The organism is Rhizobium phaseoli, assembly GCF_001664385.1.
Lineage (GTDB): Bacteria > Pseudomonadota > Alphaproteobacteria > Rhizobiales > Rhizobiaceae > Rhizobium > Rhizobium phaseoli.
This window is the reverse complement of the sequence record NZ_CP013532.1, coordinates 1,817,879-1,839,142: the sequence shown is the minus strand read 5'-3', so window position 1 is coordinate 1,839,142 and position 21,264 is coordinate 1,817,879. Positions and strand designations below refer to the sequence as shown.

The 21,264-nt window shown below is 61.1% G+C and carries 26 protein-coding genes; 11 read left to right on the top strand and 15 right to left on the bottom strand.

Features of this window, described 5'->3' with window-relative positions; translation table 11 throughout:
• Positions 1–35 precede the first annotated feature (35 nt).
• Positions 36–1,145, bottom strand: coding sequence for a 4-hydroxyphenylpyruvate dioxygenase (gene hppD, locus AMC88_RS08970; protein ID WP_064825146.1), 1,110 nt, complete (start codon positions 1,143–1,145; stop codon positions 36–38).
• Between the two features lie 129 nt (positions 1,146–1,274).
• On the opposite strand from hppD, the gene AMC88_RS08965 reads away from it, so the two are divergent.
• Positions 1,275–1,775: an Lrp/AsnC family transcriptional regulator gene (locus AMC88_RS08965; protein ID WP_049733185.1), complete on the top strand. Its 501-nt coding sequence runs from the start codon at positions 1,275–1,277 to the stop codon at positions 1,773–1,775.
• 42 nt (positions 1,776–1,817) lie between these two features.
• Here the strand turns inward: AMC88_RS08965 and AMC88_RS08960 are convergent, their stop codons facing one another.
• Positions 1,818–2,279 carry an Lrp/AsnC family transcriptional regulator gene (locus AMC88_RS08960; protein ID WP_049733184.1) on the bottom strand — a complete coding sequence of 154 codons (462 nt, stop codon included), beginning with the start codon at positions 2,277–2,279 and terminating at the stop codon, positions 1,818–1,820.
• 124 nt (positions 2,280–2,403) lie between these two features.
• Between AMC88_RS08960 and AMC88_RS08955 the strand changes: the two genes are divergently transcribed.
• Positions 2,404–3,195, top strand: a complete 792-nt coding sequence (locus AMC88_RS08955; protein WP_064825145.1) for a phenylalanine 4-monooxygenase — start codon at positions 2,404–2,406, stop codon at positions 3,193–3,195.
• 45 nt (positions 3,196–3,240) lie between these two features.
• On the opposite strand, the gene AMC88_RS08950 is transcribed toward AMC88_RS08955, so the two are convergent.
• The 7 genes from AMC88_RS08950 to AMC88_RS08925 form a co-directional block, all read right to left on the bottom strand.
• The gene (locus AMC88_RS08950) at positions 3,241–4,233 is read right to left on the bottom strand and encodes a L,D-transpeptidase family protein (protein WP_012483527.1); all 993 of its coding nucleotides are present in this window, start codon (positions 4,231–4,233) and stop codon (positions 3,241–3,243) included.
• Between the two features lie 94 nt (positions 4,234–4,327).
• The gene (locus AMC88_RS08945; protein WP_012483526.1) at positions 4,328–5,212 is read right to left on the bottom strand and encodes a hypothetical protein; all 885 of its coding nucleotides are present in this window, start codon (positions 5,210–5,212) and stop codon (positions 4,328–4,330) included.
• A 114-nt stretch (positions 5,213–5,326) separates the two neighbouring features.
• Positions 5,327–5,641: a hypothetical protein gene (locus AMC88_RS08940; RefSeq protein ID WP_010015325.1), complete on the bottom strand. Its 315-nt coding sequence runs from the start codon at positions 5,639–5,641 to the stop codon at positions 5,327–5,329.
• 113 nt (positions 5,642–5,754) lie between these two features.
• Complete coding sequence (locus AMC88_RS08935; protein WP_012483525.1) at positions 5,755–6,336, bottom strand: BA14K family protein; 582 nt, start codon at positions 6,334–6,336, stop codon at positions 5,755–5,757.
• Complete coding sequence (locus AMC88_RS33575; protein ID WP_016732813.1) at positions 6,333–6,497, bottom strand: hypothetical protein; 165 nt, start codon at positions 6,495–6,497, stop codon at positions 6,333–6,335. The genes AMC88_RS08935 and AMC88_RS33575 overlap by 4 nt, the downstream gene beginning before the upstream one ends.
• A gap of 51 nt (positions 6,498–6,548) precedes the next feature.
• Positions 6,549–7,334, bottom strand: a complete 786-nt coding sequence (locus tag AMC88_RS08930; protein WP_041683611.1) for a DUF1236 domain-containing protein — start codon at positions 7,332–7,334, stop codon at positions 6,549–6,551.
• Positions 7,335–7,444: 110 nt separating this feature from the next.
• The gene (locus AMC88_RS08925; RefSeq protein WP_012483523.1) at positions 7,445–7,843 is read right to left on the bottom strand and encodes a DUF1236 domain-containing protein; all 399 of its coding nucleotides are present in this window, start codon (positions 7,841–7,843) and stop codon (positions 7,445–7,447) included.
• Positions 7,844–8,040: 197 nt separating this feature from the next.
• On the opposite strand from AMC88_RS08925, the gene AMC88_RS08920 reads away from it, so the two are divergent.
• Positions 8,041–8,313 carry a hypothetical protein gene (locus tag AMC88_RS08920; protein WP_004679546.1) on the top strand — a complete coding sequence of 91 codons (273 nt, stop codon included), beginning with the start codon at positions 8,041–8,043 and terminating at the stop codon, positions 8,311–8,313.
• 57 nt (positions 8,314–8,370) lie between these two features.
• On the opposite strand, the gene AMC88_RS08915 is transcribed toward AMC88_RS08920, so the two are convergent.
• The gene (locus AMC88_RS08915; RefSeq protein ID WP_012483521.1) at positions 8,371–9,222 is read right to left on the bottom strand and encodes a class I SAM-dependent methyltransferase; all 852 of its coding nucleotides are present in this window, start codon (positions 9,220–9,222) and stop codon (positions 8,371–8,373) included.
• Positions 9,223–9,382: 160 nt separating this feature from the next.
• On the opposite strand from AMC88_RS08915, the gene AMC88_RS33570 reads away from it, so the two are divergent.
• From AMC88_RS33570 to AMC88_RS08905, 3 genes are all read left to right on the top strand, one after another.
• On the top strand, positions 9,383–9,559 hold the full coding sequence (locus AMC88_RS33570; protein ID WP_010012606.1) for a hypothetical protein: 177 nt from the start codon (positions 9,383–9,385) through the stop codon (positions 9,557–9,559).
• Positions 9,560–9,623: 64 nt separating this feature from the next.
• A complete protein-coding gene (locus AMC88_RS08910) occupies positions 9,624–11,012 on the top strand; it encodes a sensor histidine kinase (RefSeq protein ID WP_012483519.1) in 1,389 nt (462 codons plus the stop codon).
• Positions 11,013–11,016: 4 nt separating this feature from the next.
• Entirely contained in the window at positions 11,017–11,640 is a 624-nt protein-coding gene (locus tag AMC88_RS08905; RefSeq protein WP_012483518.1) for a response regulator, read from the top strand.
• A 114-nt stretch (positions 11,641–11,754) separates the two neighbouring features.
• Here the strand turns inward: AMC88_RS08905 and AMC88_RS33875 are convergent, their stop codons facing one another.
• Positions 11,755–12,255: a hypothetical protein gene (locus AMC88_RS33875; RefSeq protein WP_012483517.1), complete on the bottom strand. Its 501-nt coding sequence runs from the start codon at positions 12,253–12,255 to the stop codon at positions 11,755–11,757.
• Positions 12,256–12,555: 300 nt separating this feature from the next.
• Between AMC88_RS33875 and AMC88_RS08895 the strand changes: the two genes are divergently transcribed.
• The 5 genes from AMC88_RS08895 (at position 12,556) to AMC88_RS08875 (ending at position 14,752) form a co-directional block, all read left to right on the top strand.
• Positions 12,556–13,023 carry a hypothetical protein gene (locus AMC88_RS08895; RefSeq protein WP_012483516.1) on the top strand — a complete coding sequence of 156 codons (468 nt, stop codon included), beginning with the start codon at positions 12,556–12,558 and terminating at the stop codon, positions 13,021–13,023.
• 11 nt (positions 13,024–13,034) lie between these two features.
• A complete protein-coding gene (locus tag AMC88_RS08890) occupies positions 13,035–13,436 on the top strand; it encodes a GFA family protein (protein WP_012483515.1) in 402 nt (133 codons plus the stop codon).
• Between the two features lie 29 nt (positions 13,437–13,465).
• Positions 13,466–14,257, top strand: coding sequence for an exodeoxyribonuclease III (xth, locus tag AMC88_RS08885; RefSeq protein WP_010024398.1), 792 nt, complete (start codon positions 13,466–13,468; stop codon positions 14,255–14,257).
• Between the two features lie 76 nt (positions 14,258–14,333).
• Entirely contained in the window at positions 14,334–14,564 is a 231-nt protein-coding gene (locus tag AMC88_RS08880; RefSeq protein ID WP_010024397.1) for a hypothetical protein, read from the top strand.
• Positions 14,565–14,569: 5 nt separating this feature from the next.
• Positions 14,570–14,752 carry a hypothetical protein gene (locus tag AMC88_RS08875; RefSeq protein ID WP_010024395.1) on the top strand — a complete coding sequence of 61 codons (183 nt, stop codon included), beginning with the start codon at positions 14,570–14,572 and terminating at the stop codon, positions 14,750–14,752.
• 19 nt (positions 14,753–14,771) lie between these two features.
• On the opposite strand, the gene AMC88_RS08870 is transcribed toward AMC88_RS08875, so the two are convergent.
• Genes AMC88_RS08870 through AMC88_RS08855 form a run of 4 tightly spaced genes read right to left on the bottom strand, consistent with a single transcriptional unit; the run spans position 14,772 to position 21,260 of the window.
• Positions 14,772–16,856, bottom strand: a complete 2,085-nt coding sequence (locus tag AMC88_RS08870; protein WP_064825838.1) for an FAD-dependent oxidoreductase — start codon at positions 16,854–16,856, stop codon at positions 14,772–14,774.
• 6 nt (positions 16,857–16,862) lie between these two features.
• Complete coding sequence (locus AMC88_RS08865) at positions 16,863–18,032, bottom strand: Gfo/Idh/MocA family protein (RefSeq protein ID WP_012483511.1); 1,170 nt, start codon at positions 18,030–18,032, stop codon at positions 16,863–16,865.
• Positions 18,033–18,056: 24 nt separating this feature from the next.
• Positions 18,057–19,712 (bottom strand): GMC family oxidoreductase, encoded by a 1,656-nt coding sequence (locus tag AMC88_RS08860; protein ID WP_041683610.1) that lies wholly within the window; start codon positions 19,710–19,712, stop codon positions 18,057–18,059.
• Positions 19,713–19,721: 9 nt separating this feature from the next.
• A complete protein-coding gene (locus AMC88_RS08855) occupies positions 19,722–21,260 on the bottom strand; it encodes a GMC oxidoreductase (protein ID WP_064825144.1) in 1,539 nt (512 codons plus the stop codon).
• Positions 21,261–21,264 lie beyond the last annotated feature (4 nt).

Here is a 21,264-nt window from a genome sequence, read left to right as displayed (position 1 = left end):
CGGCGCCGCGCGTCTTTTCAGACGCGCGCGAGAGTTTACTCCGCTGCCGTCCCGATGACACCACGCTTGATCTGGTCGGCCTCGATCGACTCGAACAGCGCCCGGAAATTGCCTTCGCCGAAACCCTCGTCACCCTTGCGCTGGATGAATTCGAAGAAGATCGGGCCGATCACCGTTTTGGAAAAGATCTGCAGCAGGATTTTCGTCATGCCGCCATTCACCACGCCTTCGCCGTCGATGAGGATGCCGTGCTTCTTCATGCGCTCGATCGGTTCGCTGTGGCCGTTCACCCGTTCATAGGACATGTCGTAATAGGTTTCCGGCGGACCCGGCATGAAGCGCAGCCCGTTGTCGGCAAGCCGGTCGGTGGCCCCGTAAATATCCTCGGTGCCGACGGCGATGTGCTGGATGCCCTCGCCCCGGTACTTCTTCAGATATTCCTCGATCTGGCTGGTGTCGTCCTTCGATTCATTCAGCGGAATGCGGATCTTGCCGCAGGGCGAGGTGATGGCGCGGCTGACCAGACCGGTGATGCGGCCGTCAATGTCGAAGAAGTGGATCTGCTTGAAATTGAACAGCTCGCGGTAGAAATCCCACCACTTGTCCATGTTGCCGCGGAAGACATTGTGGGTGAGGTGGTCGAGATAATAGAAGCCGATCCCCTCGGGGCGCGGATTGCGCTCACCAAGCCAATCGAACTCGGCATCGTAGGCCGACCCCTTGGCGCCATAAGTCTCGACGAAATAGAGCAGCGAGCCGCCGATACCGACAATTGCCGGAACATCAAGCATCTTGTCATCACCTTCATAGGCAACGGCGCCTTTCGACACGGCATGGTCGAAAGCGTACCTGGCGTCGACGACACGCCAGGCCATCGATGCGGCGCAGGGACCGTGCTTTTCGACGAAGCGGGCGGCATGGCTGCCGGGCTCGGCATTCACGACATAGTTGATGTCGCCCTGGCGCCAGACGGTGATGTCTTTCGTCTTGTGCCTGGCAACGGCAACATAGCCCATGCGTGTGAAGAGCTCACTGAGCTTCTCGGGTTCTGGATGCGCGAACTCGACGAATTCGAAGCCGTCGGTGCCGGCCGGGTTGTCGGCTGTGATTTCGGATGGCGGCGCATCATGCGGGAAAGGACCCATTTTCTCCTCCTGACGAGATGGAGTTTAACTGCGCAAAGTGTGACCCAAAACGCGTGCAAAATCCTTGCATTCTTCATGCTGCCGGAAGATATTATGCACGGTTCGTGAGTATTTTGGAGATTTTACGCAATGGATGAACAGATCGACAAATTGGATTTGCGCCTGCTGCAGGAGCTGCAAAAGGATGGCAGGCTGACGAATAACGAGCTGGGCGATCGGATTGCGCTTTCACCGTCGCAATGCTCGCGCCGGCGCACACGGCTGGAGGCCGAGGGCTATATCCGCAGCTACCGGGCCTATCTCGACCGGGAAAAACTCGGCCTGGATATGCTGGTGGTCATTTCGGTGACGCTTGCGACCCACAACAGAGACAATGCCCAGCGTTTCTCCCAACTGATCAACGGACTGCCGGAGGTTCTCGAAGCCTATGCGCTGACCGGTGAAATGGACTACCATCTGAAGGTGGCGACCCGCGGGCTCGCCGACCTCTCGAAGTTCGTGAACGATGTTCTGTTGCCGCATGAGTCGGTGCAGCACGTGAAGACCTCGATCGTGCTCGACACGCTGAAGACCTTCGAGGGCTTTCCGGTGCGCATGCCCGGCAGCTGGCACGGCGACAGCGCGCGATGACCTCCCATTGTCACCGGTCGGCGACTTATTTCGCGATAAGCGTCAAAGCGGCAGTTCGGTCGAGAATTTCAGCTCGCGCAGCACGAAGCTCGAGACCACGGTGCGCACATGCGGGTTGCGCATGAGGTAGCGGGTCATGAAGGCTTCGTAGCTTTCCACGTCCTTCGCCCGGATCTTCAGCATATAATCGAAAGCGCCTGACAAGGCGTAGCACTCCATGATCTCCGGCCGCTCCAGCACCACCGACGCGAAGGAGGCGACCGCCTCTTCGTGGTGATCCTCCAGCGTGACATGGGCGATTACGCAGAGTTTGAGATCGAGTTTGCCGGGGTCGAGCAGCGTCACGCGCTTGCGGATGACGCCGTCGGCTTCCAGTTCCTGGATCTTCCGCCAGGCCGAACTCTGCGACATGCCGGCCTTCTCAGCCAGATCTGCCAGCGAAAGGCTGCCGTCGGCCTGGATGAGCTGCAGAAGGGTGCGGCGAAAGTTCCCAGTTTCTTTCATTTTCTGCGCAATCCTCGGGAAAATCTGCCACCATTATGGCGAAAGGCAAGATGAAAGAAAAGAAAATCCGCCAAAGCTGGAGGATAATGGCGGCAATATCGTCATGCTCCGGGAGGATCCGCCTATGACCAAGGAAAGCAGCTACACCGCCAAACTGCCCGGCCCGGACGGCCTTTATGACTACACAGCCGAGGAAGATGCGATCTGGGGCGAACTTTATCGGCGCCAGATGAAGATGCTGGCCGATACCGCCTGCCAGGAATATCTCGACGGCGTCACACTGCTGGGCTTGAAGCCGGAGAAGGTGCCGCAGCTTCTCGACGTGAACAGACGCCTGAACGAGACCACCGGCTTCGGCGTCGAAGGCGTGCCGGCGCTCATTCCGCCCTCGCGCTTTTACGAGCTTCTGTCGCAACGCAAATTCCCGCTGGCAACCTTCCTGCGCCGCCGCGAGCATATCGACTATATCGAGGAGCCGGATCTGTTTCACGAGGTCTTCGGTCACTGCCCGCTCTTGACCAACCAGAGCTATGCCAATTTCGTCCGGCATTTCGGCGAAACCGCTGTCCGCCTCGGCAAAGGTTATTCCTGGCATCTGTTCCGGATCTTCTGGTTCACCGTCGAATTCGGCCTGATCAACACGCCGCAGGGCCGCCGCTGCTTCGGTGCCGGCATCGTCTCGTCGCCAAGCGAAGCGAAGGCGGCAACGGAAGGCACGGCCTGCGAATTTCGTCCCTTCGATCTCATGAGCGTGCTGAGAACGCCTTACCGCATCGATATCCTCCAGCCGATCTATTACGTCATCGACAGCTTTGCCGATCTGGAAGCGATCGTGGAACAGGATATCGGCGGCATGATCCTCAAGGCGAAATCGCTGGGTGACTTCGCCCCGGCTTTCGAGGCCAAGGCCTCATAGCCGCTGATTTGACGGGGAACGTGTGGAACTGCGAGGTGCCGCGTCTCACTTCGGAGCGGCCGGACTGCGATTGACGAAATCAACCGGGACGCCCGGCTTGACCATGCCGGCCAGCTCTTCGGCGTCCCAGTTCGTCAGCCGCACGCAGCCATGCGAGCCGACCTTGTCGATCAGTTTTGGTTCCGGCGTGCCATGGATTCCATAGGTCGGCTCGGTCAGGTCGATCCAGACGGTGCCCACCGGTCCGTTCGGCCCTTTCGGAATGGTCAGGACCTTGTCGTTCTTTCCCTGCTTGAAGTTGAGCCTCGGGTCATACCGGTAGACCGGCATTCTCGCGACGCCTTTGACTTTGTGCTTTCCCGAGGGTGACGGATTGTCTTTGCTGCCGATCGTCGCGGGATAGACAGCCAGCACAGACCCGTCTTCGCCGTAGGCCAGTACCTGCCCCGTCTTCCTGTCAGCCTCGATCCGCTTGACCTTGCCTTCCCTTGGCGGCCCAGGATCCACGACCCATACAGTGTCTCCGGCTGCGAATTGCGAAGCTGGATTGAGCGCCTTCAAGAGATCGAGATCCATATGGAAGCGTTCGGACAGCTTCTCCGCGACACTGGTATAACCGAGCATCTGCATCTTGGCCTTCTCGCCGTAATCCTCGGGGATCCTGTCAACAAGACCGGTGGCATCCTCCGGCGAGACGACATAGGTCGCAACGATCGGAGAATTGTCTTCCAAACGGGAAACGAGATCGGGATCCGGCCGGCTATCGACGGGGAGCTTGTTCATAGCCTGGTAGCCTGCCACCGCCTTGTCGACGTTCTCTCCGGAGAGGCCGTCGATCACGCCGGGAGACGAGCCCGCGCGGTCGAGAAGAACCTGAAGGCGAACGATTGCGGGGTCCGGATCTGCGGATGAGGGCTTCTTCGCTCCGATGTCAGCAAGCGACGCAGCGTTGATCGCGTCGGGTCGCAGTTCCCGCGCAGCCGCGCCGCCAACGAGGATGGCCAAAGCGAGCAGCGACATCGGCAGGGCTGTTTTCATGGATGACAAATGGCCGAGGTGGGAATTTGTTCCCACGCGGACTGCGCACGTCCGGGACGGCCTCTGCGACAGGTCCGGCTTGAGACAGCTGCCGTCACAGCGTCTTCGCGCGCTTCCTGGCATCGCGTGATCTTGCCGCGCGGCGCGCAGGCCTCAGTTCCTCGATCGTCGGCAGCCACCATCTGGCACCTTGGAGCGGCGGAGTTTTTGCAGGCCACGCGCGGACGAGCTCTTCGAATGTCGGCACCCGCCAAGATCCCCAGAGATCCCCCTCGTCGACGCTGGGATAGACGTCCGCAACGAGGTTGGGATCAACCAGTTCGCCGGTGATGTCAGTAAAGACCACAATCCCATAGGAGATGCTCACCGGACGTCCTATCGGCGGCAAGTCGTCGGCGGCAAGCGGGTAACGATGGCGCTTTCGTTCGGCGGCGCGACGCCTGCTGCGCCTATCCTGTTCGGTTCCCTTGCGCTCTTCGGCGCGCCGTCGTCTTTCCTCCGGCTCGTTTCTGCGAGCCGCCGCTTCGATGTGGGGCCATCTGCGTCTCAGGTCCTCATAGGATCGGAAGGGGACGTGCCACAGGCGAAGGTCGCCGTCCCACCGGGAGAACGGCACTTCGCGCAGTTCATCGACGATGGTCTTTGAATAGGGTGTGCGGATTCGAAAGCCTGCCCTGCCGAGTTCAAGATATGGACTGTCGATGGGATCGAAGGCGAAGGCATCGCGCCCCTTCGCATCCGCATGCGCGTCGGCTTCGGCCTCCAGCTCGGCAAGCCATCGTCCGATGCGGCGGGATGCCGTCCTGCCGGGAACGAACCACGCCTTGCGATCATCGCTCCAGCGGGCGCGGGGGAAGCGTCTTCGGAATTGCTCGACAGTCATCCTGTCGTAGGGAAAGGAAACGTCCGCGCCGGGCTTTCGATCGTCTTTACCGGACGACGCCTCGTCTTCGTCAGCGGGAGAGATTGTTTCGGTCATACCAGGAGAACGCTTGCGCGCCGGCATCGGTTTCCAGCGCGGTGAAATGGCCCGCCGCACAGGTCATATTGAAAGGGTCACCAATCCCGCCATGCCGGCAACCGAACCGAGGCCCTAATGAACCGTTCTCGACGACTTTTCCGGGCGGGAAATGTTATGCAGCGTCGCCATCAGCTTTTCGAACTCGTTCAGAACCCGATTGAACTCGGCGTCCTGCATGGTGACGATTTCCGATATCGTCGAGGAGACCGATGCAATGAGCCTGTCAATCCAGACACAGCGATCGGCCGGCACGTTTCCGAGAACCTCCTGACGCAGCGTCTTCAGCTCACGAAGAATGCGCATGATGAGGGCTCCCCGCTCCGCCCTGCTCAAGAACGGAAGCCTTGTCTGCGCCTGGTGGATTTCTGCTATCAGCGTCATCGCCATCCCCACTCTCCGCCCTCAAATACAACCGGATATCACAACCGGTGCGATTACAACACGGACTTTAGTCTGGCATGCCAGCTCGGCGCGATATTGTACGCTCGCCGTGGCCATGGTTAGTTGCTGGTCGCGACCAGATTCGACATGTCGCAGCTTCGCCGCGGCCCGTTCCAGGGTTGATAACTATTGTCTTCCGGCCGGTATGACCGATAGCGAGCGGCGCATCGGGCAGCAGCCTGTGCACTCACTTTCGTGCCGCCGCCTTCGTCGTTTTCGGCGATATTCTGCTGGAACGGCGAAGAACATTCGCGGGTCTCACCGCTATAGGATCGGTAGCTATTGGTCGCCGGATCAAAGGAGCGGTAACGCTGCGCGCACCAGGCGAGATGCTGGAGGGACAATTCTGGCTGCGGCGTCTGCATGTCGCTCGACGGGCGAGCGGGCTGCGCCGTTGTCCTTGACGCCACGGTCGCCGACGCTTCGGTGACATAGCTGGAATAGAGCGGGGCAATTCGTTCATAGTGCTGTTGCCGAGGATCGACTTTCACCGGGCTCGCCGTCCATAGATCGCGCGCGGCCATATCAGGGAAAGCGTGCGGTTCGGAATCCGCCACGACGTGCGAGGCAACCGATGCCGCGGCCATACAGGCGCTAACCGAACTGACGATGCCGAAGGCGACGGATGCAATGGCGTTCATTGACCCGCCCCCTCGTGTTGGGCCTGCGGAACCCAGACGCGCGGCCCAGCACTGCTGTGGCCGCTTGTGGCGACAAGCACAGCGAGAATGCCGGCGATGGCGAGCAGGATGGCAATCAGCGGGACGGCCAGGCCAGCGGATTTTTCTTCGGAATGGATCATGTCCTTCTCCCTGGCGCCGGCGGCGCAGGCCGCCGCCGGCGCCGCGGCGCTTTAGGCCGAGATGATGTAGACGACGGTGAACGACGAGGGATCGACGATGACGATCCGGCCGTCCGCCAGGATGAAGAAACGATAGGCCTTGTACTGCGGCACGATCTCGATGATCCGCGGCGGCAACGGTTCGAGCCTGATCTTCTTCGGAATGCTGGTCCCGACCGAGACCGTGAAATCCGTCTCCCGAACCGGCTCGACATGGACCTCCTTCACGACGCTGCGGATTTCCGTCTGCTGCTCGACCGAAATGTTGACGTTGGTCGTGGTGTTCGTCTGGGTCTTGCTGCTGTCGACCGAGGTGTTGCTGTTCGACTGGCTCTCGCTCGAACCGCTGGAAGGCTTCGCCTCGCCCGATTTCTGGGTTTCGCCGGAGTCGGTCTGGGTGCCGGCGTCTTTGCTGCCGGCCGGCTGCTGGCTTTCCGGCGAAGCCTGGCCCGGCTCGGTCGTTTTCGAGCTGCCGGAAGTTTCACCGGAGCCTCCGCTCTGTGTCTTCGCGTCGGGCTGCGTCTTGGCGCTAGGCTCCGTCGTCTGGCCAGAGGATCCATCCGTAGTGGCTCCAGAGGATGCACCCGACGAACTTCCGCCGGAGCCGGATGGCTGCTGCGTGCCCTGGTCAGTCGCTGCATCCGGCTGCTGGGTCGCTGCGCCACCGGACTGGCCGCTCTGGGCGGCACCCTTCTTCGGAATGATCGGCGCATCCTGCGCCGAGGCGGACATAAGACCAACCGGCGAAACGCCGATCGAGAGTGCCGTCATTAGAATGGCGAGTGTCTTGGCCTTCATAACAATCTCTCTTTTTTCGGCCGCACGACGACGCTGCGGTCCATCGTGCGGCTGATCCAAACAATGATTTTTGGGAAGCAAGACGCGGCATAGCCGCGTGTACGATCAGGTTACTTGATCACCTGGATCACCTTGCGCGACGAGGGTTCGACGATGACACGCTCGTCATTGACCACGGCGTAAGCATATGTCGGGTCGTCCGGGATGGGCGTCACGACGACCGTTTCCGGCAGCGGCTGGCCGACGACGACTTTTTCCTTAACCACCACGCGCGTCGACGGTGCCGGAGCTTCGCGGACATAGGTGACGACCTTTTGCGGCGGCGGATCGATCGCCGTGCCGACAACTGCGCCGGCCACGCCACCGATAGCAGCGCCGGCGGGACCACCGACGATCGCGCCTGTGACCGCGCCGCCGGCCGCGCCGTTGACGGTCGAGGACTGGGCGAAGGCGACGCCTGCGGTCAGGGACAGGGTAGTTGCCGCGACGGCAACAATCTTGGAGAGCATTTCTTCCTCCTTATGGTTGCAGCGGCTTACGTGGCCGCTGCCAAACCAACTAGCTCGGAAAGCCGTCGTTCCCGGCCCCGGACCTCAGTCTGATGGGGCCCGGCCCTAGGTCCGAAACCCATTTCAATAATCGTTGCCGGCGCTATTTAAGGATCGGAGGGGCACCGCGTTGCGGACATGCTAGGAGACCGAGGGAGATGACACGATCCAACCGCCGGGAAGCTGGACGCAGGCGCCTGGCAATGCGCCTGCCGCACATGCGGACACCGATCATGGAGGCGCGCGAACCGTGGCAACTCGAGCTTTTCGAGGCCTATCAGATGGCGGTCGAAGCACGCGATCGTCTTCGAAGGCGAGGGTTCAATCTGAAGCTGGTGCGGGAATATGACGAGACCTGTGTCGAGATCGAGCAGCACGTCATCGATGCAATGCACGAACCCTCCCGTACAAATTATTGGATGATCCCTTAATCAAAGCCTGCGCGCCGATCAGGCGTCACTCTGCATTTTGATCTGCGGCTGGAACAGTTACGGCACGCGGCCGGCGACAATAAACGCGCTCATGCCTCCGTTAGGGTTCCCACCGTAGCGTGATGCTACCTGCTCCGCCACCTCATCAACGATCTCGGACATGCGCTCCGGCGCCCGCGATTCGATCTCTCCTCTCAGCGGCGAACCCTTGCAGAATGCTGCCGCAACATGGTGGGCGGTGGCCGCGACCGAGGCCAACGTCACCCGATCGCAGGAAACTGCCTCGAATCCCGCCGAAGAAACCTGTGCCTTGATCGTATGAGGATCAAAGTAGGCGTATGGCAAACGTTCCAGGAAGTCCGGGGGATCCGACGGAAAGAGCCGTGTCAGACATTCGTTCACACATCTGGCGAAGTCGTTGGCCGCAAGCGAATCCCAAGTCGAAAACAGGAAATGGCCTCCGCTCCGCAAAACTCTTTTCGCCTCGCCATAGGCCTTCGGCTTGTCCGGAAAGAACATGACGCCGAACTGGCAGATCACCAGATCGAACATTGCGTGGGCGAACGGCAAATTTTGCGCGTCCGCATGCATCCAATGGGTCCGCGACAGCGTCAAGGACGGAGCGCCGACGTCGATCATTGCCTGGCTGAGATCGGTGGCGACGATCTCAGCCGCCGGATCGAGCCGCGCGCGCAGAGCGCGTGTCAGGGCACCGGTTCCCGCTGCGACTTCGAGCACGCTGACGGGTTTCAACCGTTCGGCGACAATCACAAACTTCGACGCATAGGGTTCGAAGAGGAGCGGCACGAGAAGGGCTTGGTAAAGATCGGCGACGCCCTCCCCGAACCGCGTCGGAGAGGTGGCCAATGCGGCGTCTGCGCCGCCTTCGATTTCAGCAGAAATTGTCACTCAACGTCTCCAGAACCAACCCCGTCGAACGAAAAATATGGCTGAATCGGCCGTTGTCCACGGTGATCGGACCATGGTCCCAGGCCTCTTCGACCGAAGTCCCCGGCGTGGAACGGGCAGCTGACGGCGTCGTTTGCAAGACACGGAAGGAGAGCCGCACATGAGCCGCAGTAACAGATCCCATGTTAATGACGTCTGGAACGTCTCCGTCATCGCTCTTGTCATCGTTCTGGCCGGCCTGCTCTACGTCTTTGGCGCAGCCATGTCAGGCGACAGCATCAAGCTGACCGAGAGCGTCAGGGGCGCCGAGGTCTTCGATACCAGAAATCTGCCCTGATCCTGTCTGGAAAAACTCTAAAGACGCTGTAGGTTAGTCGGCAAAGTCACTTGCCGGTATCAAAATGAATTGGCTCCGCCGCTGGAATGCCCGCTCACTCGCCTCCCAGTTTTTCATCGCGGGTGGCCTGGTCTCGATCGCCGCCATGTTTCTGATCGGCATTCTCGTAACTCATCTGATCGAGGATGCCGTCATTCACAATTCCGGCGCGGCAACAGCACTTTACGTCGACAGCGTCGTGGCGCCTCTGCTTCCTGACATGCAAACGGAATCGCTGCTGGATGAAGCCAGTGCGCAGGCGCTGGACGAGACGCTCGGCCAGGGCGCGCTCGGCAGGCGTCTTGTCTCATTCAAGCTGTGGCGAAGCGACGGCACCATCCTCTATTCGAACGAGAAAGAAATGGTGGGCCAGAAGTTTCCCGTAAACGAGAAGCTGCGGAAGGCATTCGCTGGATCGCTCGTTGCGCGCTACGAGATCGCCGACGACCCGGAAAGCGGCGTCGAACGCGCGCTCGGCAAACCGTTGATGGAAATCTACAATCCGGTTCTGCAGCCGTGGTCCGGCCAGGCTGTCGCCGTGCTCGAATTTTACGAGACGGCGGAAGGTCTTGGCGACAGTCTTGCGCATGCGAGGCTGCAGAGTTGGGGGGCGGTCGCCGCTGTCACAGGGGTCTTCTTCCTCGTTCTTTCCGCCCTGGTGTTTCGGGGCAGCCGCACGATCGAAGCGCAGCGCAAGGATCTCAAGCAACGGGTGACGGAATTGTCGGCGCTGCTTTCGGAAAATCGCGGGCTTCAGCGGCGGCTGCAGCGCGCCTCGCAACGAGTGGCGGCACTGAACGAAACCTATCTGCGCAGCATCGGCGCCGATCTGCACGACGGGCCGGCACAGCACATTGCCTATGCTTCACTGCGCCTCGACAGCGACCTCTTGATCAACGCGTCGACCAAACCTGAAACGCGGGAAAAGGAACTTGCCTGGATTCGCTCGAGCCTGGCCGAGGCGATGACGGAGATCCGCAACATCTGCAGCGGACTGGTGCTCCCGCAGATCGAAAAATCCACAATCACCGAGATCGTGCTGCGGGTCGTCGAAGCGCATCAGCACAAGACCGAAACCCTTGTCGAAACGATCATCGACGAGGATGGACCCGAACTCGCAACTGCCGTAAAGATCTGTATTTATCGCTTCATTCAGGAAGCCCTGAACAATGCCTATCGCCACGGCGGCGGCGTTCAGCAGACCGTGAAAGCCGTGTCGCACAACGGTCATGTTCATGTCGAGGTCAGCGATCGTGGCAATGGTTTCGATCCGGCGGAAGTGAGACCGGCAAGCCTCGGTCTGGTGGGGCTTCGCGAACGCGTCGACAGCCTGGGGGGATCCTTCGATATCAAGACAGGCGAAGGAGGAACGGTCGTGACCATGACCTTCGAGCCTATGGAAGTTGGAGACTAGAGAAATGACAGCAATCACCGTCGGCGTCGTGGACGACCACCCGCTTTTTCGCGAGGGCGTAACGCGCAGCTTGTCGGAGATGAGCGACTTCGTGGTTATCGGCGAAGGCGCCAGCAGCGAAGACGCCGCCATGATCGCTTCGAATAACCGCCCCGACGTCATGCTTCTCGATGTCTCGATGCCCGGCGGCGGATTGGCGGCAATCGGCAACGTCCTGGCGCAGAGCCCGACGACGAAGGTGCTGATGTTGACGGTATCGGAGGAGGTGGACACTCTGCTTGGAGCCTTGCAACAGGGCGCGATGGGCTATGTTCTCAAGGGCGTCGGCTCCCGTGGTCTTGCCGAAGCCATCCAGACCGTCCTCAGCGGAGCACGATACATCTCTCCGACGATGTCGACAAAGGTCATGGAGAATTCGCTGCATGACGCAGCCTCCGACAAGAACAGCCTGACGCCACGAGAACGCGAAGTGATGGATCTCGTCGCTCAAGGCCTTTCCAACAAGCATATCGGCTTGCGCCTTAACCTGCAGGAAAAGACCGTGAAGCACCATATGACCCAGATCCTGAGCAAACTCGGCGTCTCAAACAGGACGGAAGCGGCGCTGCAATGGCGCGAACGGCGGTAGCGCCGGGCCGACCTCAAACAGGATGGTTTTCGGCGGGCCGGCCGAAAACCATTCGGTTCCAAATCAAAGGTTAGGGAAGACCGAAAAGCGCTTAGACTTTTCAGCATCATGCTCTTAGCGAAGGAAGCGGCTCAGCCGGCGGGCGTCGTTGGCCGTCGCCTGGCGGCTTATGATCGTCCTGCCTTTGGCGTCCTTCATGACATAACGGCCGCTGCGCAGGCTTTCGGTGATGCCGTTGGCGTGGCGAACGTTGATCGATCCGTCGGAATCTTCAGTCGCCTTCGCCCCCACTTCTGTCGACGAGGCGGCTGGAGAGGAAGGGGATCTGCTGGAGTTTCCACCGGCATTGTTGCCGGAACCGCTGTTGCCGCTCCCGCCCCCATTGCCGCTCCCCCCACCATTGCCTCCCCCACTGCCTCCGCCGTTGCCGCCGCCATTGCCGCCGCCGCCGCCGCCATTGCCGTTCCCGTTATTGCCGTCTTTTGCCTGCGCATGCTTGATCGCCGGCATCGGCAGGGAGCCGTCCAAACTGATCGTCAGAGGTGATGCGGCAGCAATCAGGGCGACGGCCGCACAACCACCCAATCTCAAAAAATTACGCTTCGAGATTGTCATGCCGTCGCCTCGTTCATCCGTTCTTCCCAATTCTACGCTTGCTCTACGCGCGCGAATTTTCGCTTTTCCGAAGGTTAAATGCAACCGGACCAAAGGTACTAAGACAGGCAGGACTTTGGTCCGGCAAATGGGCCTGCGGTTGAATGAGCCCATATGCGGGCGATGTCACGGCAATTGGTGTCGGGGGTATAATTCACCTTCCCTTGCCGAGACGTTACTGCTTGAGGCGCTGACGCATTTTTCTGGAACTTCTTTCTTTGTCATCGCTTTGATTGTCAAAGCGCAACAGAGGAGCCCCCGATGCCAAATCCCAACGAATCCCCCGCCGTCCAGTCGATGAGAAAAGAGCAGGCGGAACAGCGAAAGCAGGCCCGAAGGGGCGAACTCGACAAGGCAATCGAAGATACGTTTCCGGCGTCCGATCCGGTTTCGATTACCCATACCTCGATACCCGCCGGCCGTAGCGACGTCGAGGCGGCTGAACGCGTAAAGCGTGAGCCCGATCCAACAGCGCTTGACCAGGAATATCCTCTTGTCGACCAGGTCCTGCGCTCGAGCGGCCGCGACCACGAGGAACTGCGTGCACTTCAGAAAGAGGCCGGCCGCATCGCGGAGTCCGCTTCGGAACTCGCATCCGGAACAGCCCGCCTGGCAAAGGCGGAAGCGAAGAGTTTCGTTGAGGACCTCGAGGATCGGATACGCCGGCAGCCACTGACTGCCGCCGCGATCGTCGCCGGTATCGCCTTCGTCTTCGGCGCGACGCGTTGACAACGTCTGCCATGGCAACCCAATGGACCGGCGGCTGCCTATGCGGATACTGCCGATACGAATTCGCCGGGGATCCGCCCCATTCGGGATATTGCCATTGCGATATGTGCAAGAAGGCAACCGGCAGTCCTTTCGCAGTGCTCGTTCAGGCTAGGGTCGAGGATCTCCTCTGGACCACCGGCTCCCCCGCCGTCTATCGGTCCTCGCCCATCGCAACGCGGGGTTTCTGCGGCAATTGCGGAACACCGCTCTATCTCCAATACGACGGCGATGAGCTCATCCGCGTGACGGCCGGGTCGCTTGATCACCCCGAACGGATTCGACCGGCGGGACATTACGGCGTGGAAAGCCGTCTTGACTGGGCCGATTGCGGATGCGGACTTCCCGAGGAGGAAACTCAGGAACGGTTTTAGATTATGCCGCACCATCTCGGCGGGGTCCCATGAAAATCGCAACCTATAATGTCAACGGTATCAACGGGCGATTGGACATCTTGCTGCGCTGGCTGAAGGAGGATGCCCCGGATGTCGTCTGCCTTCAGGAGCTCAAAACTGACGACGCCAAATTCCCGCGAACGGAGACCGAACGGGCCGGCTACGGCGCCGTCTGGCACGGACAGAGATCCTGGAACGGCGTCGCCATCCTGGCAAAGGGCAAGACGCCGATTCTGACCCGACGCGGTCTGCCCGGCGATCCCGATGACACTCACAGCCGATATATCGAAGCTGCCGTCGATGGCATGCTGATCGGATGCCTGTATCTGCCGAATGGCAATCCCTTCCCCAGCGCCAAGTTCGAATACAAGCTGCGCTGGTTCCGTCGCCTGAGTGCCTATGCAGCGGAGCTCCTCGAAATCGAGGTGCCATCGATCCTGGCCGGTGATTTCAACGTCATGCCCACCGAGATCGATGTCTACAAGCCGGAGCGCTGGCTGGACGACGCGCTTTTCAGACCGGAAGTCCGCAACGCCTATGCACAACTTGTGGCCCAGGGCTGGACGGATGCCGTCAGGCATCTGCATCCGGGCGAACGCATCTACACATTCTGGAAATACTGGCGGAACAGTTTCGAACGCGATGCCGGGCTGCGGATCGACCATCTTCTGCTCAGCCCGACGGTGGCGCCCTGGCTTCGATCGGCAAGTGTCCGTCGAAAGCCGAGGGGCTGGGAGCATACGAGCGACCATGCGCCGGTCGTGATCGAGCTCGACATTCCCGGAGCAGAAGCCGTGTAAGCCGCGATGTCATCGATTGCCGAGCCAAGGGAACTGGCGATGCCGACCAGCGTTAGCGTGTGAAGGAGATCGCCCCGTGGCTACCAATTCCATTTCTGATTCCGCAAAGCTTCCGCCGAAGTCATTGAACGAGGATACGGAGGATGCCGAGCTGCCCGAGGTCGATGTCGACGAGCAGCGCAAGCCGCCAGCCAGCATGGGCAGTAGCCGTGAGGCGGGCGACGGTCTCACGGATGCCGACCCCAAAACCGGCCGCGCCGATCAGAAGGACCGCATCCCGGCCCCGCAATTCTCCAACCGGGAGTGACCGTCATGGACGAAGCCAAGAACTATCTGAACACCGACGAAATATCGGCCGACGACCAGCTGTCGCCGAAGCCGGTCGAAGGAAAGGATCCGCCAAGGCGCGAGCGCAAAAGCGAGGAAGCCGTGGCTGAAGGCTCCGACGATACCGAGCGCGTCCGCGTTCCGCCGCCGGTTCCCAATCCCGATTGACTGCCATTGCGGCAGCGTCTTATTGGCCGGCCCCGAGATCGTAGATGCGGCCCGTCAACCAGTCTGGCCAGTCCCGCTCGAAAAAGGATTTTGCGCTTTCATCCAGATTGCGGTTCGGCCGGGTTGAAAGCCTGATCTCATCGGCTTCGAGGCGAACGACGATCTGCTCGTAGCGATCGGCTTCGCGCTCCCTCCGGAAACGATAGTCCTGCAACGGACCAGAGCTTGCCAGCGGAAGGGATTCGCCGTCGGCATCGCAGATCGCGCGTGCCCCGCGGCTGCCGCCGCCGTTGCGAATGAAGAAATCGAGCGCACTGAGAACGGCTTCGGAGGCGAGCGCCATGTGCCGCCATTGCACCCCTCGAACCGCTTCCGCCGCACGACCGTAAGCGACGCCACTGGCGCGAATTTCGGCATTCAGTTTACGAGCCTCGATCAGGGCCTGGCTGACGCTCTCCTGATCGCAGATGATGCCGGCTTTCTCGCTCATGCGCGCCTGTACTGCCGAGCCGATGGCTTTGATGCTGAGCGGGCTTTCGGCTCGCAAGGCGGCAAGGAGATCGGCGATGCCCGCCTCTGCGGCGCCTGGTATGCCACCCGGCACGGCCCGTTTGCCCCTGCCGCTGGCGCCGATATGTTCTGCCACCCTGGTGCCGAAGACCTGTCCGGCGTTGAGTGCTGCCCCACCGGGCCGCGTTACCCCATGTGTGCCCGCCGCTTCGCCGACCGCGTAACAGCCTGCAAGATTGCTGCGGCCCCAGGTGTCGACCATGATGCCGCCGTTCATATGCTGATTGTTGACGGCGAATTCCAGCGGCTCTGCGGCAATGTCGATCTTGTAGCGGCGATAGAGCTCGATCGCGAGCGGGTTCATGTGCTTCAACCGGTCGATCGGCATTTCCTGATCGGCTCCGGCCTTGCCGAGATAAAGACGGACGTCTTCATCCAGTCGTCCCAGGCTGAACGGCAGGTCGCCAGGAACGGGCAACGGATTGCGGTTGAAGTCCATGAAGACGCGCCGACCGGCGGCGGTTTCCCTAGAGATGGCAAGATCCACCAGGCTCGAGCCGAAATCGAGCATGCGCGTCGCGTGAAATGGCCATTGATAGCCCTTGCGGAAGATGTTCGACACCAGCTCCTGCGTGCTGCGATAATAGCCTCCCAGGAAATGGTGTTCGGCCCCTCTCGCATCGACCGAATAGATATGCGGGACTGCCTGGACATAGGTCCCCGACAGATTCCACGGAAATCCCTCCCGGCGCGTTCCGATGCCGAACTGGCTTTCGGTGAGGTTGACCAGCTCGACGCCTGCCTCAAGCGCCAGTCCGAGCGAACCGAAGCAGCCATTGGGGTAAACGCTGTCGCGATAGAGCTCGCCCGGCCCGCCGGCGGCAAGCACGATCACGCCGCTGACGAACAGCGCGATGCCCAGCGGGTTCTCCTGCATACGGTCGCCGGCGCGCATGGCGAGTATTCCGACGACATGGCGGTCGGCTCCCTCGCCCTCGGTGAGGATTTTGACCGCGGTGGTCTGGTTGTAGAACGGCACATCGAGACGGAGGGCCTCCTCCGCCAGCACTTTGACCATCAGGCGCGAGGTGCGCGGGCCGCAGCTGGTGGCGCGGCCGACCTCGTCATGGTCGGTCTGATATCGCAGCGTTCCACCAAGCGGATCCTGCGGCAGCGGCAGGCCAAGGAATTGCAGCGATGCCATCATCCGCGACGAACCCACGGCCTCGACATAGGCGATGTCCTCGTCCATGGCGCCGCCGCTGCGGATGGCGCGGGCCATCGCCTTGTAATTGTCGCCCTGATCCGCCGTGTTAGCGGTGTGCAGGGTCTGCTTGTCCGAACCGGAGCAGGCCGAGGTCCCGCCCCAGGCGCTTTGACTGACGATGACGACATCGTCGCCGCGCCGCTTCATTTCCACGGCCGCACGCAGACCTGCGGCACCCGATCCGACGACGACGCAGCCGGCCCGATAGACAGGCACCTCGATGCCGGCGAGCCGGGCCATTGCCGAAGGACCGGGTTCAGGCGGAAGCCTGGGCATGTCGACATCGGTCAGCGCGTCGAGAATTTCCTGCGGGACGTCTATGGTCATCGGCATTTATCCGAGCGGGATGTCGACCCAGCGCTTCTGCCGGGAGGACTCCATGCACGCATCGACGATCTGGCAGATGTGGTGCCCGGTATCGAATGTCGGCCACATCGGTCTGTTTGAGACGATCGAGCGGATCACTTCGGCGACCTCGATGATCTTGCTTTCATTATAACCGATGCCGAAATTCGGCAGAGGCAGGAAAGCGCGGAAGGTGGGGTTTTCCGGCCCCACGTCGATCTCGCGAAATCCCCGCCGCCCCGTCCGGTCATCATTGGAGTAAAAGCGCAGCCGGTTTATCTCGTCATACGTATAGGCAATGCTGCCTTTCGTTCCGTAGACCTCGTAGGTCTGCATGAATTTGCGTCCGGTCGCGACGCGGCTGAAATCGACGATGCCGCCGGCGCCGTTGGCAAACCGGCACAGCAAGTTCGTCGCGTCCGGATTGGTGATATCGGCCCAGGATTCGCTTCCCGTAAGCTTCACCTGCTCGCCATAGGCAAGCCCCTCGACGACGGGCCGGCGCGGAGTTACGATGAGATTGTCGGCGATCAAGGAGCTGACGCGGCCGACCAGGAAATCCATGAAGCTGAAGATATGCGAGCCGGTGTCGCCGACGATCCCCGTCGGCGCGAGCTTGCCATCGGCGCGCCACATGAAGGGCGCGGTGGGATCACCATACATGTCGACATGTTGGCAGCCGCGAAACAGTTTGATCTCGCCAATTTCACCTGAATCGATGATGTCCTTTGCCAGATCATGGACAGGATTTCGCGGAAAGGCGTGACCGACACGCGTGATCACACCTTTTTCTCTGGCGATCTCGGCCAGTTCCCGCGCTTCGTCAGCGGTATTGGCCAAGGGCTTCTCGCAATAGACATGCTTGCCGGCTAGCAACGCCGCCTTGGCCACGGGATAATGAAGATGGTCGGGCAAGCAGATATCGATCAGGTCGACATCGGGATCGGCAACGGCCGGATGCCAATCCTGAAGGATCCTTGCACCGGGCGCCCGGTTGGCAAGACCCTCGGCGACATCCGGATTGCCGTCGACAAGCGTCACGATCCGCGCCGTTCCAGCCGACACGCCGAAGAAATGCGGAAAGGTCTGATAGGCCATGGTGTGGACCTTTCCCATCCAGCCCGAGGCGCCAAGCACTGCAACCCTCACTTCAGACATTGTCGTACCTCCTCTCGAAAGGGCTTACTGGATTTCCGCACGGGCGCGCGGCCTCGTATCGTTGCGTTCGTAGGCGAAGATGGCGGAAGGCAGCGGCGGCAGGCCTCGAATGAGATCGGAACCCTTTTCGCCGACCATGATCGTCGGCGCATTGGTATTGCAGGACGGCACGCGCGGCATGACCGAGGAATCGCAGACCCTGAGGCCTTCCAACCCGTGCACCTTGAGATCCAGTCCAACGACAGCGTCAGGCCCAGTCCCCATCTTGCAGGTGCCGACGGGATGATGGTCGGTCTTGGCGTTGGCGCAGCCATAGTCGAAAAGCTGCTCGTCGGTCATGACCTTCGGCCCGGGAAGCCGTTCGGCCATGACATAAGGCTTCAGCGCCGCCTGCTGCATGATTTCGCGAGCGATCTTCAGCCCCTCCAGCGACATCCTCCTGTCGTGCGGATCGGACCAGTAGTTGGGGTCGATCAAGGGTGCGGCACCCGGGTCGGCGGATGACAGACGCACCGTGCCTCGCGAGCGCGGATGCAGATAGGCGGAGTTGAGGGTCACGCCGGCATTCTTCAGCCTCTCGACGCCGGCTTCGATGCCTGATCCCAAACCGAGGTGGAACTGGATATCGGGAGACCGCGCTTCGGGATCGGCATACCAGAAGCCGCCGGTCTCGAAGAGCGACGAGGCGACCGGGCCGGTGCGGAACAGGACATATTGAACCCCGGCCCAGAGCGTGCGGTGCAGCTTCGCGACGCCGTCATAGGTGTGATCGCCGGTGCATTCGGAGATGACGAAAAGATCCAGGTGATCCTGCAGGTTGCCGCCGACTCCGGGCAAATCGTGGTTCACCTTGACGTCCACCGATTTGAGGTGATCGGCCGGCCCGATGCCGGACTGCAGAAGCAGCTTCGGCGACCCGATCGCGCCCGAAGACACCAGGACCTCACGTTCGGCGCGCAGGATTTCCAAGCCGCGAGCGGTCGCGATCTCGACGCCGGTCGCTCGGCCTCCTTCGACGATGATCCGCGCGACGCGCGCGCCGGTCCGGACGGTCAGGTTCTTCCGGTCCCTGATCGGCGAGAGATAGGCGAGCGATGCCGAGGACCGGCGGCGGTTGCGCTGCGTCAGCTGGTAAAATCCGACGCCGGCCTGCTGGCGGCCGTTGAAATCGTGATTATAGGGAATGCCGAGCTCCTGCCCTGCACGGATATAGGCATCGCAGATCGGCAGCGCTGCCGCCGGCATCGACACACCCAGCGGACCGCCATAGGCGTGGTAGTCGTCGGCGAAGCGCTGATTGTCCTCGGCCCGTTTGAAATAGGGCAGGATCGAGCGATAGTCCCAGCCCTCGCAGCCGTCTTCGCTGGCCCAGAGATCGTAGTCGACCGCGTTTCCGCGCGTGTAGAGCTGGGCGTTGATGGACGAGCCGCCACCGATGACCTTCGCCTGTGTGTAGCGAAGCACCCTGCCCTTCATGTGCTTCTGGGGAACGGTCTGCCAACCCCAACTGGCCACGCCCTTGGTCATCTTGGCGAAGCCGGCGGGCATATGAAAAAGCGGATTCCAGTCGCCGCCGCCGGCTTCGAGAAGCAGCACCTTGACATCAGGATCTTCGCTGAGCCGGTTTGCCAGGACGCAGCCTGCAGGACCGGCACCGGTGATGATATAATCGAATCCCATTTTACTGTCCTATGTGAGGCCGGCCCGCACCAATGGATCTGCTTTTGCCTGCAGGTCCTTCGACCCGATGTGATCGGCAACTCTGAGCGCCTGACTGGCGACGGTCAGCGCCGGATTAACCGCAGCCGAGGTGGGCAGGAAACCGGCGTCGACGACGAAGAGGTTTTCGTGATCGTAGGACCGGCAATAGTGATCGAGCGGCGCCGTCGCAGAGTCGCTGCCGATCCGGATCGTCCCGCACTGATGGGAGGGTGTGCGCTTGTCGAAGGGCCGCGACAGCACGATCGGAAACCCGATCGACCGCAGGATCGCCTTCAGCTTGGCGACAAGCGCCAGATGGGCGTCCCAGTTGGTTCTCTGCCATTGGAGAATGATCCGATCGCCATCGACCATGACGCGGCTTTCGGGATTGGGCACGTCTTCGCTCATCGCGTAGAAGTCGATGGCATGACCTGTGATGAAGCGCAGAAGCCATTCCGGAGCCTGCGGCAGAGAGCCCTTCAGAACCTTTTCGGAGATGCGGCCCAGGAGCTGCACGTTGCCGAGTGGCCGACCACCCTCTCCGTCGGAGAGATAGAAATCGTTGAAGGCAAAGGTCTTCTGATAGACGGCGGTGTTGCTGAACCGTGGCGAAACGCCGATCACGGCGGAAGCGTTGTGGTTCATGAAGTTGCGGCCCACCTGATCGGACGAGTTGGCGAGGCCCTTGGGGAAGCGGTCGTTTTTCGACCGAAGCAACAGCACCGACGATTGGACCGCCCCTGCCGAAAGGATGACGATGTCAGCCGAGACAGTCAGCGTTTCACCATCCTTGACATAGGTGACCCGGTCGATCCGGCTGCCTGATCCGGTATCGAGCCGTGTCACGCGTGCATTGGTTTCGAGCCGGACGTTCTTGTGTCTCAATGCCACCGAAAGTGCGGCGGTCTCGGCGTCCATCTTGCCGTCCCTTGCATTCGGATGGGCGTCCCAGGGCGTGCGCGCCTTGGAGAGCCAGGCGTCAAGATCGAGGCCGAGCGGCAGCGAAAACGGATGCAGGCCTTTCGCCTTGAGGCGCGCCCGGACATCGGCGATCGGCGCCTCGTCGGGCACGGGCGGGAATTCGTAAGCAGTCGAGTGATAAGGTTCGGTCGGATCGTCGCCGAGACTGCCGCGGACCTGATACATCCGCTCCGCCTTCGAGTACCAGGGCTCCAACTCCTCATAAGTAAAGGGCCAGGCCGGTGACACGCCTTCGCGGTGTTCGATCACACCGAAGTCTTCTTTGCGATAGCGCGACAAGACGGCGCCGTAGAATTTCGAATTGCCGCCGACATTGTAATAGTTGCCGGGATTGAAACCCTTGCCGTTCGCCTCGTACCAGACTTCCCTCGGGCGGAAATGCCCTCGCTGGAAGATGGCGCGCTGGTCACGGTTGACAGGAAGATCGGCAATGTGGTCGCCGGCTTCGAGGATCAATATGTCAGCGCCGGTCGCGGCCAGGCCGGCGGCGACAGTGGAGCCGCCGACGCCTGAGCCGATGATGACGATGTCTGGTGAACTGCTCATCTTA